Raw genomic sequence first — 17502 nt, 5'->3', positions numbered from 1 at the left:
GCGGCAAACCGCATGGACGCTCCATCCCCCGGCCATGCTTCGGTCAAGACTATCCACGGGTCCCCGACAGGCGGCAAGGGGGCGTTCCGGCCAAGCATGTGGCAGAAGCGGGAGCTGCGCAGTCCGTCACATTGTCACTTGCCGGGCCGCATCGAAGGCCGAATCGAACAGGCGTTGCACCGGCGGGCCCATCTCCCCGGCCAGCAGGGTCAGCAGGAACAGGCCCAGCAGCAAGGCCACCGGCAGGCCGAGCTGCATCGGGTTCAGGGCCGGCGCGGCACGGGCCAGCACGCCGAATGCCAGGTTGATGGCCAGCATGGCCACGGTCAGCGGCAGGGCCAGCGACAACGCACCACGGAAGATCTGCACCGCCAGCGTTGGCGCCAGTGCGGCCATCGCGTGCGGATCGGGCAGGGCGGTGCTGATGGGCAGCGCCTTGTAGCTGTCCACCAGCAGCGAGACCACCGCAAGGTGGCCGTTGGTGGTGAAAAACAGCAGGCCGAACAGCAGGTAGAACCATTGGCCGATGACGCCGGAGCTGCCGCCGCGCAGGGGGTCGGTCATCTGCGCGAAGGCCAGGCCGGTGCTCTGCGCGATCATTTCGCCGGCCATGGCGCCGGCCTCGAAGATCAGCCGCAGCAGGAAGCCCATGCAGATGCCGACCGCCAGCTCACGGGCGATGGTCAGTACGGTGACCGAGTCGAAGCCGTAGAACAGCGGTACCGGCGGCAGTATCGGTGCCAGTGCCACCGACAGGGCGATGCCCAGCAGGACGCGGATCCGTGCCGGCACCGCGCGGCTGCCGACCATGGGCATGGCCATCAGCATGGCGCCGATGCGCAGCATGATCCAGAGCGTGTTGCCGATGATGGCGAAGGCCTGCTGGCCGTCGATCATCGTCCCGGTTGCCGAATCCATGCAGCGCTACCCGATGAGGTGGGGGATGCGCTGGAACAGCAGGATGGTGAACTCGACCAGGTGGCCGAGCAGGAGGCTGCCCAGCGCGAACAGCGCGGCGGTGAGCGCACCGGCCTTGGCGACGAAGGCGATGGTGGGTTCGTTGAGTTGGGTGGCGGCCTGGATGATGCCGACCACGACGCCGACCACCAGCACGGTGAGTAGCAGCGGGCCAGCGATCCAGAGGGTGGCGACCAGGCCACCACGCAGTTCGGTCAGGGCAAGTTCGGGGCTCATGCGAGGGTGGATGCAAGGTTGGTGCCAGACGAAGGTCAGCGGCCGGGTGCCAGGTTTCCGACGTTGCTGGTGCTTAGGGTGTTGCCTTGCATTTGCTCTTGCTCTTGCTCTCGCTCTTGCCGTTGCGGTTGCCGTGGATTTTGACGTGCCGGGTTCCCTTCCGTAGCGACGGAGCTGACGGACAAGACCCCGCAGGGGCGACGTGCATGGATGCACGTCGTTTTTCGACGGGACAGGGACGTCCCGTCGAAAAATCCCGACAGCGGAGTGGACCTGGAGCGCGCAGCGCGGAAGGCGCGTAGGCAGGGTGTGATTTCTTTTGGTTAGCTTTTCTTTGCACAAGCAAAGAAAAGTAACTCGCTCCCCGAAGGGGAGTGAAAGCTCTCGATCTGGCTTTGGTTTTGGCCCCTTTCGCTTTCATAAACACAGCAACGACAGGAGCAAAGGCTTTCGTGCCCCTAAAGGGGCGCGAGCCACCTTTCTTTGCTTGTGCAAAGAAACCTGGCGCAAAGAAAGCACACCCTGCCTCCGCGCCCACGATGCTGCGCATCGCGGGTCCACTCCGCCGGCAGGATTTTTCGACGAGACATCCCTGTCTCGTCGAAAAACGCCGCACGTCCTTGTGCGGCGCCCCGTTCGGGGTCTTGTCTGCCAGCTCCGTCGCTACAGAAGGGGACCCGGCAAGTCAAAATCCACGGCAACAGCAGCAACAGCAGCAGCAACAGCAGCAACAGCAACAGCAACAGCAACAGCAGCAACAGCAGCAACAGCAGCAACAGCAGCAACAGCAAAGCCGAAACCCAAACTTAAACTCAAACTCAAACCCAAACCCAAACCCAGGAAGCCGCCGTCGGTTGCTGGGCTGGAAACAACGAAGCCGCGAGGTGATCGCGGCTTCGTGCAATGACTCCATGAGCGGTGGCTCAAACGGCGTTGAAGCTCGCGGCAAGCGTGCCGACCACCAGCACCCAACCGTCCACCAGCACGAACAGCAGGATCTTGAACGGCGCCGACACCAGCATCGGCGAGAGCATCATCATGCCCATCGACATCAGCACGCTGGACACCACCAGGTCGATGATCACGAACGGGATGAAGATCAGGAAGCCGATCTCGAAGGCGGTCTTCAGCTCACTGGTCACGAACGAGGCGACCAGCACCGGGAACGGGATCGCATCCGGGCTGGCATAGGCGCCATGACCGGCCAGACCGGCGAAGGTCATCAGGTCGGTTTCGCGGATCTGCGCCAGCATGAAGGCGCGCAGCGGTTCGGTGGTCAGCGTCCAGGCGGTCTGGAAGTCGATCTGGCCATCCAGGTACGGCGCCATGCCGGTGGACCACGCTTTGTCCCAGACCGGCATCATGATCATCGCGGTCAGGAACAGCGACAGGCCGAGCAGGATCTGGTTGGACGGCGTCTGCCCGGTGCCCAGCGCCTGGCGCAGCAGGCCCAGCACGATGATGATGCGGGTGAAGGCGGTCAGCACCAGCAGCATCGACGGCAGCAGGGTGATCGCCGTCATCAACAGCAGCGTCTGCAGCGGCAGGCTGACCGGCGCACCGCCGACCTTGCCGACGTTCACGTCCGGAAGCGACGGCAGCTGCGGCGCGGCGGGCGCTGCCCAGGCGAACAGCGGCAGTGCCAGCAGCGCCAGCAGCGCGAACAGTTGCCAGCAGGTGCGGGAGTTGAAGCGGTGGACCGGCATGATCAGGAGTCCTTGCGCAGCTTCTGTGACAGCAGCTGGGCGAAATTCGGGAGTTGTTTGAGGTTGGGCAGCGCCGGTGCCGGTGCCTGCGGCAACGGCTCGGGCAAGGCATGCAGGGTGCTGATGCCGCCCGGGCTCACGCCCAGCAGCAGCTGCTGGCCGTTGACGTCGACTACCACCACGCGCTCCTTGGCGCCCACGTTGAGGCTGGCGACCACCTTCAGGCCCTCGGCCGGGCGGAACTGGCCGCCGGGCAGGCGCTTGAGCAACCAGCCCAGGCCGACGATCAGGCCGAGCACCATCAGCAGCATGAACACTGCGCCAAACAGGCTGGGCGTGGTCGCGGCATGCTGGCCGACCGGCGTGGCCAGCTTGCCGGCAGCCGGTGCGACGGCGGCAAGCAATGCGATCAACGCAGTCTCCGGATCCGCTCGCTGGGGCTGACCACGTCGGTCAGGCGCACGCCGAAGCGGTCGTTGATGACCACGACCTCGCCATGCGCGATCAGGGTGCCGTTGACGAACACGTCCAGCGATTCGCCGGCGCCACGCTCCAGCTCCACCACCGAACCCTGGTTGAGCTGCAGCAGGTTGCGGATCGGCAGGCGCGCGCGGCCCACTTCCAGCGACAGCGTGACCGGAACGTCCAGGATCACGTCCAGGTCCAGGTCGGTGCCGTTGCCGCCGTCGGCCTGCAGGTTGGCGAACTGCGCCGGGGTGGCGGTGTTGCCGGTCGCGTTGGATTCGATGTCATTCATTGGATGTTTCCTGGATCACTGGAACGTTGGGTCGCTTGCCCGGGGGATGGGTGGCGATGATCTTGATCGCGTTGCGGTCGTTGGCCACGCCGAACTCACCGGTGAACACCGGGATGCCTTCCACGCACAGCGGCACCTGCTTGGGCATGTCGATGGGCAGGATGTCGCCGATCTTCAGCTTGGTCAGTTCGCGCAGGCTCATGCGGCGGCTGGCCAGTACGCTGGACAGCTCCAGCTCGGCGGTATCGAGTTGCTCGCGCACCATCACCGCCCAGCTCTCGTCGCGGTCGTTGCGGTCGCTCTGGATGCCGGCGTCGAGCAGTTCGCGGATCGGCTCCAGCATCGAGTACGGCAGGGTGATGTGGATGTCGCCGCCGCCGCTGTCCAGCTCCACGTGGAAGCGGCTGACCACCACGTACTCGCGCGGGCTGACGATGTTGGCGAAGTGCGGGTTGATCTCGGAGTTGATGTAGTCGAAGTCGACGTTCATCACCGGACCCCAGGCCTCGCGCATGTCGGCGAAGGTCTGCTTGAGCATCAGCTGGATCACGCGCATCTCGGTCGCGGTGAACTCGCGGCCCTCGATGCGGGTGGGGTAGCGGCCATCGCCACCGAAGAAATTGTCGACGATGGCGAACACCAGGGTCGGCTCGAACACGATCAGCCCGGTGCCGCGCAGCGGCTTGAAGCGGATCAGGTTGAGGTTGCTGGGCACGTACAGCGAATGCAGGTAGTCGCCGAACTTGATCAGCTCGATGCCACGCACCGACAGCTCGGCCGAGCGCCGGATCAGGTTGAACAGGCCGATCCGCCACAGGCGTGCGAAGCGCTCGTTGACCATCTCCAGGGTCGGCATGCGGCCGCGGATGATGCGGTCCTGGCTGGCGAAGTCATAGGAGCGGGCCTCGCCCGGCGCCGGGCCGGGGTCCACGGTGTTGACGCTGCCCGAGTCGACGCCGTGCAGCAGGGCATCGATCTCGTCCTGGGACAGCAGGTCGTTGATGCTCATGGCGGCGCCTTATTGGGTGACGAAGCTGGTGAACAGCAGTTCGTCGACGCTGTTCTTGCCGGTCTCGGCCTTCATCAGCTTCTGCACCTCGACCAGCGCGGCGGCCTGCAGCTTCTCCTTGCCGGCACGGTCGGCGATCTGCGCCGGCTCGACCTGGGAGAACAGCATCAGCAGCTTGGCGCGGATGGCCGGGGCGTGGGTCTGCAGCGCCTGCAGGGCCAACGGGTCGCGGGTCATCAGCTGCACCTCGACCTGCAGGTAGCGCGGGCCGTCGATGGAACCGTTGAGGTTGACCACGAAGGCCGGGTCCAGCGCGAAGTACTGGGCCGGGGCGGGCAGGGCCGGGGTTTCCACCTTCGGCGTGCTGGCAGGCGCGTTGTCCCGGGTGTAGTACCAGACGCCGCCGCCGGCGGCACCGGCGGCGATCACGGCGATGAGCGCGGTGATCAGCAGCGGACGCTTGGACTTGCCGGGGGCGTCCTTGGCGGTTTCGGGTTTACGGGTTTTGTCTGCAGCAGCCGCCACGTTGAACTCCTCAGGAATGCTGAGTCCATACATGCAAGCAGCGTGCCGTAGCCCGGGCGTCAGGACCTTGACGCGTTGTCGGCTGCGCGCCGGAAGGCGCCCCACCGTAGGAGCGGCCTTGGCCGCGAAGCCGGGGCAGCTGGCATTGCATGCCGCGCGTCAGCAGGTGCTCCTACAGCCAGATCGCGTTCCAATAGGGATAGAAACGAGGCGAGCTGACCAGCCCGGCCCTGACCGGGTTCATGAGGAGGTAGCGGGCGACTGTCCGGAGATCCTCTTCCCGGCGCAGGGCACGGTCATGAAAAGCACGTGCCCAGACCGGACGCTCGACGGTGGCCGGAAGGTGACGCGTGGTGTTGGCCTTGAGCCGGGCGATGGTCCTGCCCATCGGTTCGGGCCCGTCTGGCGCGATCAGGCCATGCCAGTGGTCCGGCATCAGCACCCAGGCCATCAGACGGGCATGGGGCCAGTTGCCGGGATCGTGGATGGCGCGTGCGACGTGGGCGGCAAGGGCGTGTTGGCCAAACAGCGCAATACGGTCTCGGGTGGTGAAGGTGATCAGGCTGATCTGGCCGATCTGGCCGATCTGGGTGGTCCGGCCACGGCGCAACGCCTTGTGGCCAGGGGGTTGTTGGGGTGACAAGGGCATGCCCCAGCGTGATGTGGTGGCTTGCCGCTGGATGTCGGGCGATGTTGCGGATAGCAGTCGGGAAGCATTGCCGGCTTCGCGGCCAAGGCCGCTCCTACCATGGGGGCGGGCTTTACGCGTAGGCGTCGAGCAGGCCGCGCAGGCGCAGGGCCTGCGGCCGGGCGGCGGGTAGGTCCGTGCTGTCCTGGGCATGGCCGGGCTCACCGCCGCTCCCGCGTTGGCCTTCCTGCTGCCGGGATTGCTGGCCGACGTCGGCATGGGCCAGTTGCAGGCCCTGCTCGCCGAGCATCTCGCGCAGGCGCGGCAGGCTGCTCTCCAGCGCCTGGCGCACTTCCGAATGGGCGCTGGTGAAGCTGGCATGGACGCGGTCGCCGTCCAGCTGCAGCTTCACGTCCACCTGGCCCAGGTCGTGCGGCGTGATGCGGATCTGCGCGTGGCCGATCTTCTGCTCCGCCAGCCAACTGACGCGGGCGCCGATGGCGTCGTCGAAGTCGTCGCCCTGCAGGTCGGGGGTGGGCGTGGGTGCCTCGAGCCGGGCAGCGCTGGTGCGCAGGTCCGGGCCGTTCTGCAGTTGCAGCAGCTGGTTGAAGGCGGTGGACTTGGGATCGACGTTGATGTCGGCATCGATGCCCTTGTCGCCGCCGGTCTTGTCGCCGATGAGCGTCTGCTCGACCTGTTCCAGCGTTGCGGTGAGCTCGGCACTCTCCCCCGCAGGCGTCGCCGCGATGCTGGCAGCGGTGACGGGCAGGGGGGCGGTCGGTGCAGCGTTGGCCGGCGCCGGAGCGGGGGGCTGGACCGGTGCCGGGACGGGGGCCGGTTCAAGCGGCGCGGCCAGCAGGGCGGTGAGTCCCGGTGGCGGCCAGGGCGCATCTTCCACCGGGGCCTCCTTGTCGGGCGTGGCGGGTGTATCGGTCGCCCGGCCGGCCTCGGCCGCAGGGCTTTCCGCCTCGGTGGCTGTGTCGTCGTTGCCTTTGGCGGGGGCCGTACCGGTGTTGCCGTCCTCGGCAGCGACGCCGCTGTTGGATGCCTGCGCGGGGGCGGGCTTTTCCTGCAGCAAGGCATCAAAGCGGGACGGCTTGCCGCCGTCGCTGCCGCCACTGGCGCGGCTGCTGCCGGTGCCGCTGACAGCGTCGCTGCTGACCAGTGAGGCAGTGCCGAGCACGTTCATGCGCCGCTCCCGTCATCGCCGTTCCTGGCTTCGCGGGCGCGGCGGGCGCCGAGATCGTCCATCTCGCGCTGGTCGCGGCGGTTCTCTGCCTGCTTTTCCTGCGCGCGGTAGCTGGCCGCCAGCTGCTCCAGCACCTGCTTGTCGCGGCTGGCCAGCAGCAGGCGGGCGCGCTCGGCGTCCACGCGCTCGCGGTTGCTGTCCACGGTGCGGCTCTGCGCCTGCACCGCGTTGTCCAGGCGGTCGAGGAAGGCGCGGCGGTTGAGCAGCTGCGCGGCGCTGGTGGTGGCCAGCTGCGCCGAGGCGTACTCGTCGGCGTACTGGCGCAGCTCGGCCAGGCGGCTCTGGTGCATGTCCAGGGCCTGCTGGCGCTCGGCCAGGGCCTTGGCGACTTCATCTTCCTTGTCCTGCGCGCGGCGCAGCAACGGGTCCAGGCGACGGGACGGGCTCATGCGGGCTTCTCGCTATCTACCAGTTGTTGCAGGGCATTGAGGCTGTGGGACAGGTCGGCCGAGGCGTGCACGTCCTGGCCGAGGAATTCCATGATTTCCGGCCAGCGGTCCAGGGCCTCGTCGGTGACCGGGTCATTGCCGCGCTGGTACGCGCCGATGGCGATCAGGTCGCGGTTGGCCGAGTAGGCCGAGACCAGGCGCTTGAGCTTGCGGATGCGCGCGCGCCAGACATCGTCGGCGATGTCCTGCACCACGCGGCTGACCGAGGACTCCACGTCGATGGCCGGGTACAGGCCGCTGTCGGCAACCCGCCGCGACAGCAGGATGTGGCCGTCGAGGATGGCGCGGGCGGCATCGGCGATCGGGTCCTGCGGGTCGTCGCCTTCGGTCAGCACGGTGTAGAAGGCGGTGATCGAGCCGCGGCCCTTGGCACCGTTGCCGGCGCGTTCGACCAGCGCCGGCAGCTTGGCGAACACCGATGGCGGGTAGCCACGGGTGGTCGGGGGTTCACCCACCGACAGGCCGATCTCGCGCTGGGCCTGGGCGAAGCGGGTCAGCGAATCCATCAGCAGCAACACGTTCAAACCCTGGTCGCGGAACCACTCGGCGATGGCGGTGGCACGGTAGGCGCCATGCAGGCGGGCCAGCGGCGGCCGGTCGGCGGGACTGGCCACCACCACGGCGCGGCGCAGGCCTTCCTCGCCCAGCGTGGTTTCGACGAAATCGCGGACTTCGCGGCCGCGCTCGCCGATCAGGCCGACCACGATCACGTCGGCGGCGGTATAGCGGGTCATCATGCCCAGCAGCGTCGACTTGCCGACGCCGGAGCCGGCGAACAGGCCGACGCGCTGGCCGCGGCCGATCGGCAGCAGTGCATTGATCGCGCGCACGCCCACGTCCAGCGGCTGGATGATGGGTTCGCGCGCCAGCGGGTTGATCGCCACGCCTGCCATGCCGACGTTGCCTTCGGCCCGGATCGGGCCCTTGCCATCCAGCGGCACGCCATCGCTGTCGATGACGCGGCCAAGCAGGCCTTCGCCCACCTCCACGCCCCCCCGCTTGTAGGAGGGCACCACGCGCGCATTGGGCAGCAGGCCGTGCAGTTCGGCACTGGGCATCAGGTAGGTGCGGTCACCGGAGAAGCCGACCACTTCGGCGTCGACCCAACCGCCGTCGATGACTTCGACCTTGCAGCTGGCGCCCATCGGCGCCTCGCAGCCAACCGCTTCCAGGGTCAGGCCGATGGCCCGGCGCAGGATGCCTTCGCGCACCAGGCCATGGCCGGCACCGCCGGTGCCATCCAATGTGATGCCATCCAGGCGCGCGGCCAGGCGCAGGTTGCGTGCGGCCGCCCATTCGGCCGGGGCCGGGGACAGGCTCATGGGGTGGCTCCGGCGCGGCGCAGCACGGTGCCCAGCGCCGCGCGCAGGCGCGCGTCGAGGGTGCCGTCGATGCGCACCGACTCGGCGTGCACGCGCAGGTCCCCGCGGCTGAGGCTGGTATCCGGGGCCAGGCGCTGGCCCTCGGGCAGCGCCAGCAGGGCGCTGATGGCGGCGATGTCGTCCGGGTGCAGGCGCACCTCGACCTCGCGCTGGGCGCCGCTGACGGTCTCCAGTGCTTCGTTGACCAGCGCCGCCAGCAACGACGGGTCGGCTTCATAGGCCCGGCCGATCAGCGCCCCTGCGATGCGCACCGACAGTTCGCCGAGCGCGCCGACCACCTCGTTTTCCAGCCGCACCAGCGGCCGGCTGAAGTTGTCCAGGATGCCTTCGATCTGGGCGATCAGGCGCCGCACTTCGGCCTGTCCCTGGGCGTAGCCTTCGCCGTGACCCTGCTGGAAGCCTTCTTCCTGCGCGGCATCGCGGATGGCCTGCACTTCCTCCAGGGTCGGCAACTGCAGCGGCGGCGGTGCCGGCTCGTGCGCGGTGATGGTCTCGATCTCGTCCGGCACGCCCATGGGCGCCGGCTGCAGGGGCGCCGAGCCGCGGGTGAGGTCCGGGGCGTGCCAGCGCACGACGTTGCTCACAGCATGGCCTCCGCGCTGCCGCCGATGGTGACGGTGCCTTCATCGGCCATGCGCTTGACGATGGCCAGGATCTCGCGCTGCGCGCCTTCCACGTCGGACAGGCGCACTGGGCCGCGTGCTTCCATGTCCTCGAGCAGGATCTCGGCCGCACGCTGGGACATGTTGCGGGTGATCTTGTCGCGCACCTTGATGTCGGCGCCGCGCAGGGCCAGGCCCAGGCGCTCGCCGCTGACCTCGCGCAGCACCAGCTGCATCTCGCGGTCGTCCAGGTCGACCAGGTCGTCGAACACGAACATCAGGTCCTGGATGCGGCTGCCCAGCGGGGCGTCCACGCGCGCGATCTCGGTCAGGATCACCTGGTCCTGGCCGCTGTCCATGAAGTTGAGGATGTCGGCCGCGCACTGCACGCCGCCGATGCTGGACGATTTCAGGTTCTGGTTGCCGGCGAACTGGCGCTCCATGATCTCGTTCAGTTCGTTCAACGCATTGGGCGGGATGCCGTCCAGGGTAGCGATGCGCAGCAGCACGTCCACGCGGGTGCGCTCGGGCAGCAGCTTGAGCGCATCGGCGGCCTGGTCGTTCTCCAGGTGGGCCATGACGATGGCGATGATCTGCGGGTGTTCGTTGCGCACCAGGTCGGCCACCGCGCGCGGGTCCATCCACTTCAGCGCATCCAGGCCGGTGGTGTTGCGGCCGAGCAGGATGCGGTCGATCAGGCTGCTGGCCTTGTCGCTGCCCAGCGCCTGCACCAGCATGTTGCGGATGTAGTCGTCCGAGCCCACCGACAGCGAGGTCTTGTTGCCCAGCTCGGCGCCGAAGTCGTCCATCACCTGCTGCACCTGCTCGCGGGTGACGTCGCTGAGGGTGGCCATGGCGATGCCGATCTTCTGCACCTCCTTGGGTTCCATGTGGCGCAGCACCTCGGCCGCGTCGGCCTCGCCCAGCGAGAGCAACAGCACGGCGGCGCGCTGCACGCCGGACATCTGCAGGGTGTCAGTCATTGGCCACCCATCCCTTCACCACCTGGGCGACGCGCTTGGAGTCGGAGCGGACCGCCTCGCGCGCCATGCGCAGGCGTTCCTCGTAGGCATCCACCGGCAGCGCCAGCGGCGCGGAGCCGTCGAGCTGCAGGCGGTCGTTGCCGAGGGCATCGGGCATGAGCAGGTCATCATCCATCACCTGCACGTCGGCGCGCAGCGGGTCCTCGTTCCTGGCCAATGCCTTGGGAGGACTGGAGATCTGGCGCAGGGCCGGGCGCAGCACGCCGAACAGCAGTGCCAGCACCACGATCGCGCCCAGGCCCATGCGCAGCCAGTCGCGCAGCTGCGGGTTCTCCCACAGCTTGGGTTCTTCCACCGGCAGGGCCTCGCGTACGAACGGGGCATTCATCACCGACACGGTGTCACCGCGTTCGGCGTTGAAGCCGACCGCCTGTTTCACCAGTGCCTCCACGCGGGTCAGCTCGGCCGCGCTGAGCGGCTGGTCGACCGTCTTGCCGTTGCTGCCGGCGCGCGGCACGTGGTCGACCAGCACGGCGACGGACACGCGGTTGACCCGGCCCGCCGGCTGGCGGGTGTGCTGCAGGGTGCGGTCCAGCTCGTAGTTGCGGGTGGCGTTCTTGGAGGTTTCGGTCGGTGCGGCGGCGGTGGGCGCCGGCGCAGCGGCGGGGCCGGGCGGGGTGTTGCTGGCCGCGCCGGGCACGCCCTGCGGGCCGGCCACGTTGCTGGTGTTCTCGCTGATCTGTTCGCTGCGCACCTTCTGCGGCTCACCGTTGTACAGCTCACGGGCCTCCTCGGTGACCGAGAAGTCCATGTCCACGCTGACTTCCGGGTTGACCCGGCCGGCACCGGTCATCGGCTCCAGCAGCTCACGGATGCGCTGGTTGTAGGAGTTCTCCAGGCGGCGCACCTGGTCGAACTGGGCGGCGTTGAGCGCGGCATCGCTGTTGGGGTCGGCGATGGTGAGCATGCGGCCGCTCTGGTCGACCACGGTTACCCGTTCCGGGGCCAGGTCCGGGATGCTGGAGGCCACCATGTGCACGATGGCGTCAACCTGGTTGCGTTCCAGCTGCTGGCCGCCACGCAGTTCCAGCACCACCGAGGCGCTGGCCACGTCGCGCTGGCGGGTGAACGCGCTGGGCTTGGGAATGGCCAGGTGCACGCGGGCGTCACGCACCGGGCGCAGGCTGGTGATGGTGCGGACCAGCTCGGTTTCCAGCGCGTGCTGGTAGCGGGCGTTCTCCACGAACTGGCTGACGCCGAAACCGGGGTCGCGCTCCATCAGCTCGAAGCCGAGCCGCCCGCTGTCGGTCAGCCCGGAGCCGGCAAGCTTCAGGCGCGCATCGTGCACGTTGGCTTCCGGCACGGTGATGGCGCCGGTGGCCGCATCGAGCTTGAACGGGATCTGCGCCGCCCGCAGCAGGTCGGTGGCCTGGGCCGTGGCCTTGTCATCCAGGCCGGTGTACAGCGGCACCATCGGTGCCTTCTGCGACCAGAAGAACACGAACAGGCCGGCCGCCACGGCGACGGCGATCATGGCCATCAGGCCCAGCCGGCGGGTGATCTGCAGGCTCTGCAGACGGTCGAACCAGGCCCCGGCCTGCTCGGTGTTCAACGACTCTTTGGACAGCGCGAATGCCATGCGTCTGGATCCTTACAGCGGCATGTTCATCACGTCCTGGTAAGCCTGGACGAGACGGTTGCGGACTTCCACGGTGGCGCGGAAGGCCAGCTGGGACTGTTGGGCGGCGACCATCACCTTGGCCAGGTCGGCGCCGGGCTCACCGCGTTCGAAGGCGGCCGCCAGCTGGCCGGACTTCTGCTGGGTTTCGTTGACGCTCTTCAGTGCGCCCTGCAGGGTCTGGCTGAACGACGGTGCATTGACGGCGTTGCCCCCGGTCAATCCCTCGATGGCGTTGCTGCGCGGCAGGTCGCCAGTCGGCGCCACCTGGCCGACCTGGTTCTGCAGGCTGCGGATCTGGGAAAGGACGGAGGTGATGGAGTGGGACATCGAAACGGGTTCCGGTAGCAGTCGATCTGCAGGGGAGGTTGCAAGTTGCGTGCCGGAACCCGGAGGCCTTGATCTACGTGAATGAGGATGCCGCGGCGTCGGGAAACCGACGGGCTGATGGCGCACGACGGTTCGCCGACTGGCCGCCTGGGCGTGGATGCCGCCATAACGACGAACGCCCGCGCGGGGCGGGCGTCGGGCGGCGACGGGTTCCAAGCGCGGCTCAGGGCAGCCAGGCGTTACGCCATTCCTGCAGGTTCGCCCCTTCCAGCATCCAGTCGCGGTGTACGGCCTCGCGCAACCGGGCACCCGCCTGCGCGCTGGCAGCGGGGTCGGAGAGATGGTCGCGGATGGCCGCCACCCATTCGCGGTGACGGTTGCGCACGCCGGTGACCGGCAGTGACGGGTCCCGGTACGGTCCGACGTCGCTGCACACCACCGGCACGCCGCAGGCACCGTACTCGAGCAGGCGCAGGTTGCTCTTGCAGGTGTTGAAGCGGTTGTCCTCCAGCGGCGCGATCGCCAGGTCCAGCTGCAGGCCGGCCAGCGCACGCGGGTAGAGACGGATGTCCACGCCGGAATGGAACTCGGCCACGTACGGCAACAGGCGTTCCGGGCACATGCCGAAGAACACCCAGTCCACGTCCGCGGCAAGTTCGATGACGGCATCGGCGACCAGTTCCAGGTCGCCGGTATGGCCGACACCACCGGCCCAGCCGACCCGGGGCTTGCCCGGGGCAGGACGCGGCGGATGAGGCAGCGCCGTCCACCATGCAGGTGGCAGCAGGTTGCGTACCACCCGGATATCGGTGTGCAGGCCGTGCAACGCCTCGGCCAGCTGCGGCGTGGACACCACGCAGCGGTCCACCATTCCCAGCGCCCGGCGCATGCTGCGCAGGACATCCTTGGGCATGTGCTCGCGATGGATGTTCTTCAGCGGCAGGTTGGGCAGGTAGTCATCGATCTCGTAGACAGTGAAGGCCCGCGAAAAGCGGCGCATGCGCTGGATGCTGGCCAGGTCCGCGTCGCTGATGCGGCGCTGCAGGACGACTACGTCCGGATCGATGCGCGCCTGTTCGACCGGATCCAGCACGGTGGCGTACAGGATCCCCTCGGCCAGGCCGGCCTGCTTCAGTGCCTCCAATGGCTGGATCACGCGGTAGTGGCCGCTGCCCCAGGGGTCGGCTGGCTGCGCGAGGAGGCGTGGCAGCGGGCGCCAGGGCAGGGGCTGCCAGGAGAAATCGGATTCGCCGAGGCGGAAGCCGCCCGGGACGTCCAGGCGCAGGCTGGGGTTGTAGGCCGGATCGTGGGCGAGTGCGGGCAGCCAGCGCTCCAACAAGGCCGACTCTGCGGGTTCGGGCAACGGCGCGGCCTGGACCGAATGCAGCAGCAGGGCGTCGGGCGTCCATACGGTCAGGTAGCCGTGTTGACGCGCGCGCAGGCACAGGTCCACGTCAGCGCCGTGATCGGCGAAGGTGGCGTGGTCGAAGCCGTCCAGCCCGGCGAACAGCTCCGCGCCGATCAACAGGCAACTGTCGGACACGGCCGTGTAGTCCTGCGCGACCTGCAGGCGGTGCATGTAGCCCGGCGCGTCCATCGGCATGCCGGCGAAGGCCCGCCCGCCGCTGCCGAGCAGGCCAGGCACCAGGCCTGCGTGGGTAATGCTGCCATCGGCGGCGATGGTCTTGCCGCCGACGACGCCCACCTCGGGACGAAGTGCATGGTTCACGAGCGCGTCCAGCCAGTGCGGCTGCAACGCGGCCACGTCGGCGCGCAGGAACAGCAGGAACGGGCTGCTCGCCTGCCCGGCGGCGACATTGCAGGCGGCCGCGTGCGGCAACGGTGGGTCGAAGGCAAAGGCGCGGATGCGACCCCCGGCCAATGGTTCGACCTGCTGCATCCATTGGCTGGCGTCGGGCCCGGCGCCGTTGTCGATCAACAGCAGCTCGTAATGCGGGTAGGCGGTCTTCTCCAGCAGGGAGACCACGCAGCGCTCCAGCGACGCCAGCACGGTGTCCCGGGAAACGACCAGGATCAGGGTGACCGGCGGCTGCGCCCGGTGGCCATGGTCGACCCGGTACAGGCCGTTGCCGCGTGGGGTGACCACTGCATCGGGGTATCCCCGCGCGTGCAGGTGCGCGGTGATGACCTGTTGCCGGGCAGCATCGTCGGCACGGGGCGGAGCACAGCTGAGCAGGGGTTCGGGGATATGCGTGATGCCTTCCAGCCCGCCGTGCTGGACCAGGCGCAGGATCAGGTCGAGTTCGGCTGCAGCACCTGCATCGGCATCCAGCCCGCCGATGGCCAGCGCGGCATGCCGGCGGAACAACCAGTGCCCCGCCAACTGCGTCGGGTTTTCCAGCAGCAGGTCCAGGTTGATTCCTGGCCGCAACGAGGGTGCCAGGTTGTGCTGCGCATCCACATGCCACTCGTCGCAGTACAGGGCGCGTGCGGGGGCATCATCGTGGGCGAGCGCCGCCAGCAGCCGTCGCAGGCCGGCAACATGGAACTCTGCGCCGGCCTCCACGAACAGCACCCAGTCGGCAGGGCTGGTGCGCAGAGCTTCGTCCAGCGTGGTCCCGGCAGCGAGCCGGCGGTACGCCGGGTCCAGTCCATCGGGCGCGTGCCCGGCGCCGAGGATGCAGCGGCAGACCACCTCGGCGGTGCGGGCCTGCAGTGGCAGGCTGCCCAGCGTCCTGCGCAGGGCACTGGCCGGTTGGCCGTCCGCGCGGATCACGATCTCCACGCTGTTGCGTGGAAGCTGCTGCAACGCGGTGTCCAGCGCCTGGCGCTGCGCGGGGTTGAGCTGGCGTCGAGCCTGCCAGTCGTGCAGCGGCCAGCGTGCCTGCGCGATCAGCAACGCCTGTTCCAGCGCCGAGACCAGGTCCACCTTTTCCGCCGGCCGGTGCCCGTCGAGCGGTGCAATGGTTACCTGACGGGTGTCGCCGCCGCGATACCAGCCCAGATTGCGCAGCGCCTGACGGAATGCCTCGTGCCAGTTCTCGGCGACACCGGGGCGATCCCGTCCGCGCTGGCTGAACTGGTGGCGCGAAATACGGAAGTCGACCAACGGGCGCGCACTGATCGCCACCGGGCCCTGATGCAGCAGCTTGACGTACATGGCGACGTCGGCCAGCCAGGCAATGTGGGTACCGTCGAGTGTGGCCAGCTGCTCGCCCATCGCCAGCAACGGGGCGCGCCGGCACAGCGCGACGCTGGGCTCGCCGAGGAAGTTGAGGGTATTGTCACCGAAGAAGTCGATCAGGTCGCGGCCGTCGATGCATACGTCATGGTTGGCCGGGAAAGCAGTGGGAAGCTCATCGGGCAAGGGCATCCCTGCCTCATCGATGAGCCGGCGACGGGCGGTTGCCAGCGCAAGGCCCGGAACGCGCTCGAACGACTCCAGCAGGGTTGCGATGCAGTCCTCGTGCAGCACGTCGTCATCGTGCAGGAACTTGATGTACTCGCCTTCGGCCAGGCTGATCGCACGCGCGGTGCTGCGCACCTCCCACAGGCGGGTGGGGTTGCGCGAGTAGCGCACCGGGAAGTCCACCCGTGCAGCGAAGGCCTCCACGGCCGTCTGTACGTAACCGGCAGCCGAATCGTCGCAGACCACGATCTCCAAGGGGCGATGGGTCTGCCGGCGCACGCTTTCCAGGGCCTGCAGCAGCCAGCGGGCCTTGTAGGCCGGGATCACCACGCTGACCAGCGGAGCGGGGGAGGAGGACGGGTTCATTGGCATCGGGCAGGGCTGTTTGCAGCGATCGCGGCGTGGATCCGTTGCACCACGCGGTGGGAGTTGTTGGCATCCAGGTGCTGGAAGAACAGGCGACGGGCGGTGAGGTAGCGCTCGCCCGGTGGGTGCTGCGGCTGTGCGAGCGCGGCGTCCAGCGCGGTGAGCAGGGCCGGGAAGGTGGTGGTCATCGGCCCCGGGAACGCCAGCTCCAGGTCGTACAGCAGCCCGTTCTGGCGGGTGCGGTAGTGCTCCAGGTCATAGGCGAAGCCGAGCACCGGCAGGTCCAGGTAGAGCGCATCGATGTAGACCGACGAGTAGTCGGTGATCACCAGCGCGCTTTCGCGCAGCAGCGGTGCAATTTCCTGGAAGTGCGCATGGCCCAGGTCCAGCAGCACATCACCATCGAGATGGCGGGCCGGGTCCAGTGGCGCCGGCGCGTTGACCAGATAGTGGCCGCGCAGGCCGAGCACCGCGTCATGGCGGCGCAGTACCTGCTTCAACTGCGCGACCTCGTCATCGCTGAAACGGTATGCACGCTCGGTGGCGACGCTGGCATCACGGTAGGTAGGCGCGTACAGCACCAGGCGCCGTTCGCCGCGCAGCGCCCGTACCCGGCTGGCTTCCTCGCGCAGGCCGACCGGCAAGGCGTCCTCGGCGATGCGCAGGAAGTCGTTGCGTGGCAGCCCGGTGACCCAGACATGCGTCGGCGGCAGCGGATGGAAGATCGCCGCCATCGCATAGGCATCGATGGCCGAGGAGGCCACCAGCCCGGTGTAGAAACGGCGTTCGCGGCGCCGATACCGGTCACGGTCGCCGTGCTGGCGCTGGTCCGGGTTGGCCAGCGCGAACAGCCGCTTGAGCGGAATGCCGTGCCAGAGGTTGATGGTGACGCGCCGGTGCAGCCAGGGCCGAGGCGCAGCGTAGCGACCGTTGCGCCAGGGCAGTGACATGTCCAGGGCGGTGGAGTTGGTCAGCAGCAACACGCCGCAGCGGGCGAGCGCCCACAGGCCGGCCAGCGAGTCCAGCCGGACCACGCGGACGTGCGCATGATCGTGTACGTCCGGCGGCCGTTGGCCGCCACGCACGAACACCCGGCAATGGACGCGCGGGTCGTCCTTCACCTGCTCGAAGACCGCGCGCGCGTTCTCGATGAACTGGCCGGGCTTGAGCGGATGGTCGAAGAATGCCCAGTGATCGCTGCGCTTGGGGACCAGCAGGTCCAGCAGCCGCCACGCCAGCAGCAGCGGCTTCCCCAGCCATGCGGGCATCACGGC

The 17502-nt window shown here is 68.4% G+C and carries 18 protein-coding genes; all 18 read right to left on the bottom strand.

Translation table 11 applies throughout. From position 1 onward, the window contains the following. Positions 1-126 precede the first annotated feature (126 nt). The 18 genes from fliR to ACIPR8_RS17360 all read right to left on the bottom strand — a co-directional run bounded on the left by fliR (position 127) and on the right by ACIPR8_RS17360 (position 17496). On the bottom strand, positions 127-918 hold the full coding sequence (gene fliR, locus ACIPR8_RS17445; RefSeq protein ID WP_446541836.1) for a flagellar biosynthetic protein FliR: 792 nt from the start codon (positions 916-918) through the stop codon (positions 127-129). A gap of 6 nt (positions 919-924) precedes the next feature. Beyond that, positions 925-1194, bottom strand: coding sequence for a flagellar biosynthetic protein FliQ (locus ACIPR8_RS17440; protein ID WP_132863169.1), 270 nt, complete (start codon positions 1192-1194; stop codon positions 925-927). A 458-nt stretch (positions 1195-1652) separates the two neighbouring features. After that, a complete protein-coding gene (locus ACIPR8_RS17435; protein WP_446541835.1) occupies positions 1653-1985 on the bottom strand; it encodes a hypothetical protein in 333 nt (110 codons plus the stop codon). Between the two features lie 132 nt (positions 1986-2117). Next, entirely contained in the window at positions 2118-2900 is a 783-nt protein-coding gene (gene fliP / locus ACIPR8_RS17430; protein ID WP_446541834.1) for a flagellar type III secretion system pore protein FliP, read from the bottom strand. Between the two features lie 2 nt (positions 2901-2902). Continuing rightward, positions 2903-3313, bottom strand: a complete 411-nt coding sequence (fliO, locus tag ACIPR8_RS17425; RefSeq protein WP_446541833.1) for a flagellar biosynthetic protein FliO — start codon at positions 3311-3313, stop codon at positions 2903-2905. Continuing rightward, positions 3310-3657 (bottom strand): flagellar motor switch protein FliN, encoded by a 348-nt coding sequence (gene fliN, locus ACIPR8_RS17420; RefSeq protein ID WP_132863443.1) that lies wholly within the window; start codon positions 3655-3657, stop codon positions 3310-3312. The genes fliO and fliN overlap by 4 nt, the downstream gene beginning before the upstream one ends. Beyond that, a complete protein-coding gene (fliM, locus tag ACIPR8_RS17415; RefSeq protein WP_446541832.1) occupies positions 3650-4666 on the bottom strand; it encodes a flagellar motor switch protein FliM in 1017 nt (338 codons plus the stop codon). Before fliM ends, fliN begins: the two co-directional genes overlap by 8 nt. 9 nt (positions 4667-4675) lie before the next feature. Further along, positions 4676-5191: a flagellar basal body-associated FliL family protein gene (locus ACIPR8_RS17410; RefSeq protein WP_132863447.1), complete on the bottom strand. Its 516-nt coding sequence runs from the start codon at positions 5189-5191 to the stop codon at positions 4676-4678. A 172-nt stretch (positions 5192-5363) separates the two neighbouring features. Next, positions 5364-5840 (bottom strand): REP-associated tyrosine transposase, encoded by a 477-nt coding sequence (locus ACIPR8_RS17405; protein WP_446541831.1) that lies wholly within the window; start codon positions 5838-5840, stop codon positions 5364-5366. A gap of 112 nt (positions 5841-5952) precedes the next feature. Beyond that, positions 5953-7008 carry a flagellar hook-length control protein FliK gene (locus ACIPR8_RS17400; RefSeq protein WP_446541830.1) on the bottom strand — a complete coding sequence of 352 codons (1056 nt, stop codon included), beginning with the start codon at positions 7006-7008 and terminating at the stop codon, positions 5953-5955. Beyond that, positions 7005-7457 (bottom strand): flagellar export protein FliJ, encoded by a 453-nt coding sequence (gene fliJ, locus ACIPR8_RS17395; RefSeq protein WP_132863452.1) that lies wholly within the window; start codon positions 7455-7457, stop codon positions 7005-7007. Before fliJ ends, ACIPR8_RS17400 begins: the two co-directional genes overlap by 4 nt. Next, complete coding sequence (gene fliI, locus ACIPR8_RS17390) at positions 7454-8839, bottom strand: flagellar protein export ATPase FliI (RefSeq protein ID WP_323439057.1); 1386 nt, start codon at positions 8837-8839, stop codon at positions 7454-7456. Before fliI ends, fliJ begins: the two co-directional genes overlap by 4 nt. Continuing rightward, positions 8836-9414, bottom strand: a complete 579-nt coding sequence (locus ACIPR8_RS17385) for a FliH/SctL family protein (protein ID WP_132866086.1) — start codon at positions 9412-9414, stop codon at positions 8836-8838. Before ACIPR8_RS17385 ends, fliI begins: the two co-directional genes overlap by 4 nt. 65 nt (positions 9415-9479) lie before the next feature. Next, complete coding sequence (gene fliG / locus ACIPR8_RS17380; protein WP_132866087.1) at positions 9480-10466, bottom strand: flagellar motor switch protein FliG; 987 nt, start codon at positions 10464-10466, stop codon at positions 9480-9482. A 10-nt stretch (positions 10467-10476) separates the two neighbouring features. Beyond that, positions 10477-12123 (bottom strand): flagellar basal-body MS-ring/collar protein FliF, encoded by a 1647-nt coding sequence (gene fliF / locus ACIPR8_RS17375; protein WP_446541829.1) that lies wholly within the window; start codon positions 12121-12123, stop codon positions 10477-10479. 12 nt (positions 12124-12135) lie between these two features. Then, positions 12136-12492: a flagellar hook-basal body complex protein FliE gene (gene fliE, locus ACIPR8_RS17370; RefSeq protein ID WP_132863458.1), complete on the bottom strand. Its 357-nt coding sequence runs from the start codon at positions 12490-12492 to the stop codon at positions 12136-12138. A gap of 223 nt (positions 12493-12715) precedes the next feature. After that, entirely contained in the window at positions 12716-16228 is a 3513-nt protein-coding gene (locus ACIPR8_RS17365) for a glycosyltransferase (protein ID WP_446541828.1), read from the bottom strand. After that, positions 16225-17496, bottom strand: coding sequence for a CDP-glycerol glycerophosphotransferase family protein (locus tag ACIPR8_RS17360; RefSeq protein WP_446541827.1), 1272 nt, complete (start codon positions 17494-17496; stop codon positions 16225-16227). Before ACIPR8_RS17360 ends, ACIPR8_RS17365 begins: the two co-directional genes overlap by 4 nt. Between the last annotated feature and the right edge of the window lie 6 nt (positions 17497-17502).

The sequence above is a fragment of the Stenotrophomonas sp. LARHCG68 genome, from assembly GCF_052871705.1.
This window is presented reverse-complemented; position numbering and strand designations above follow the sequence as displayed.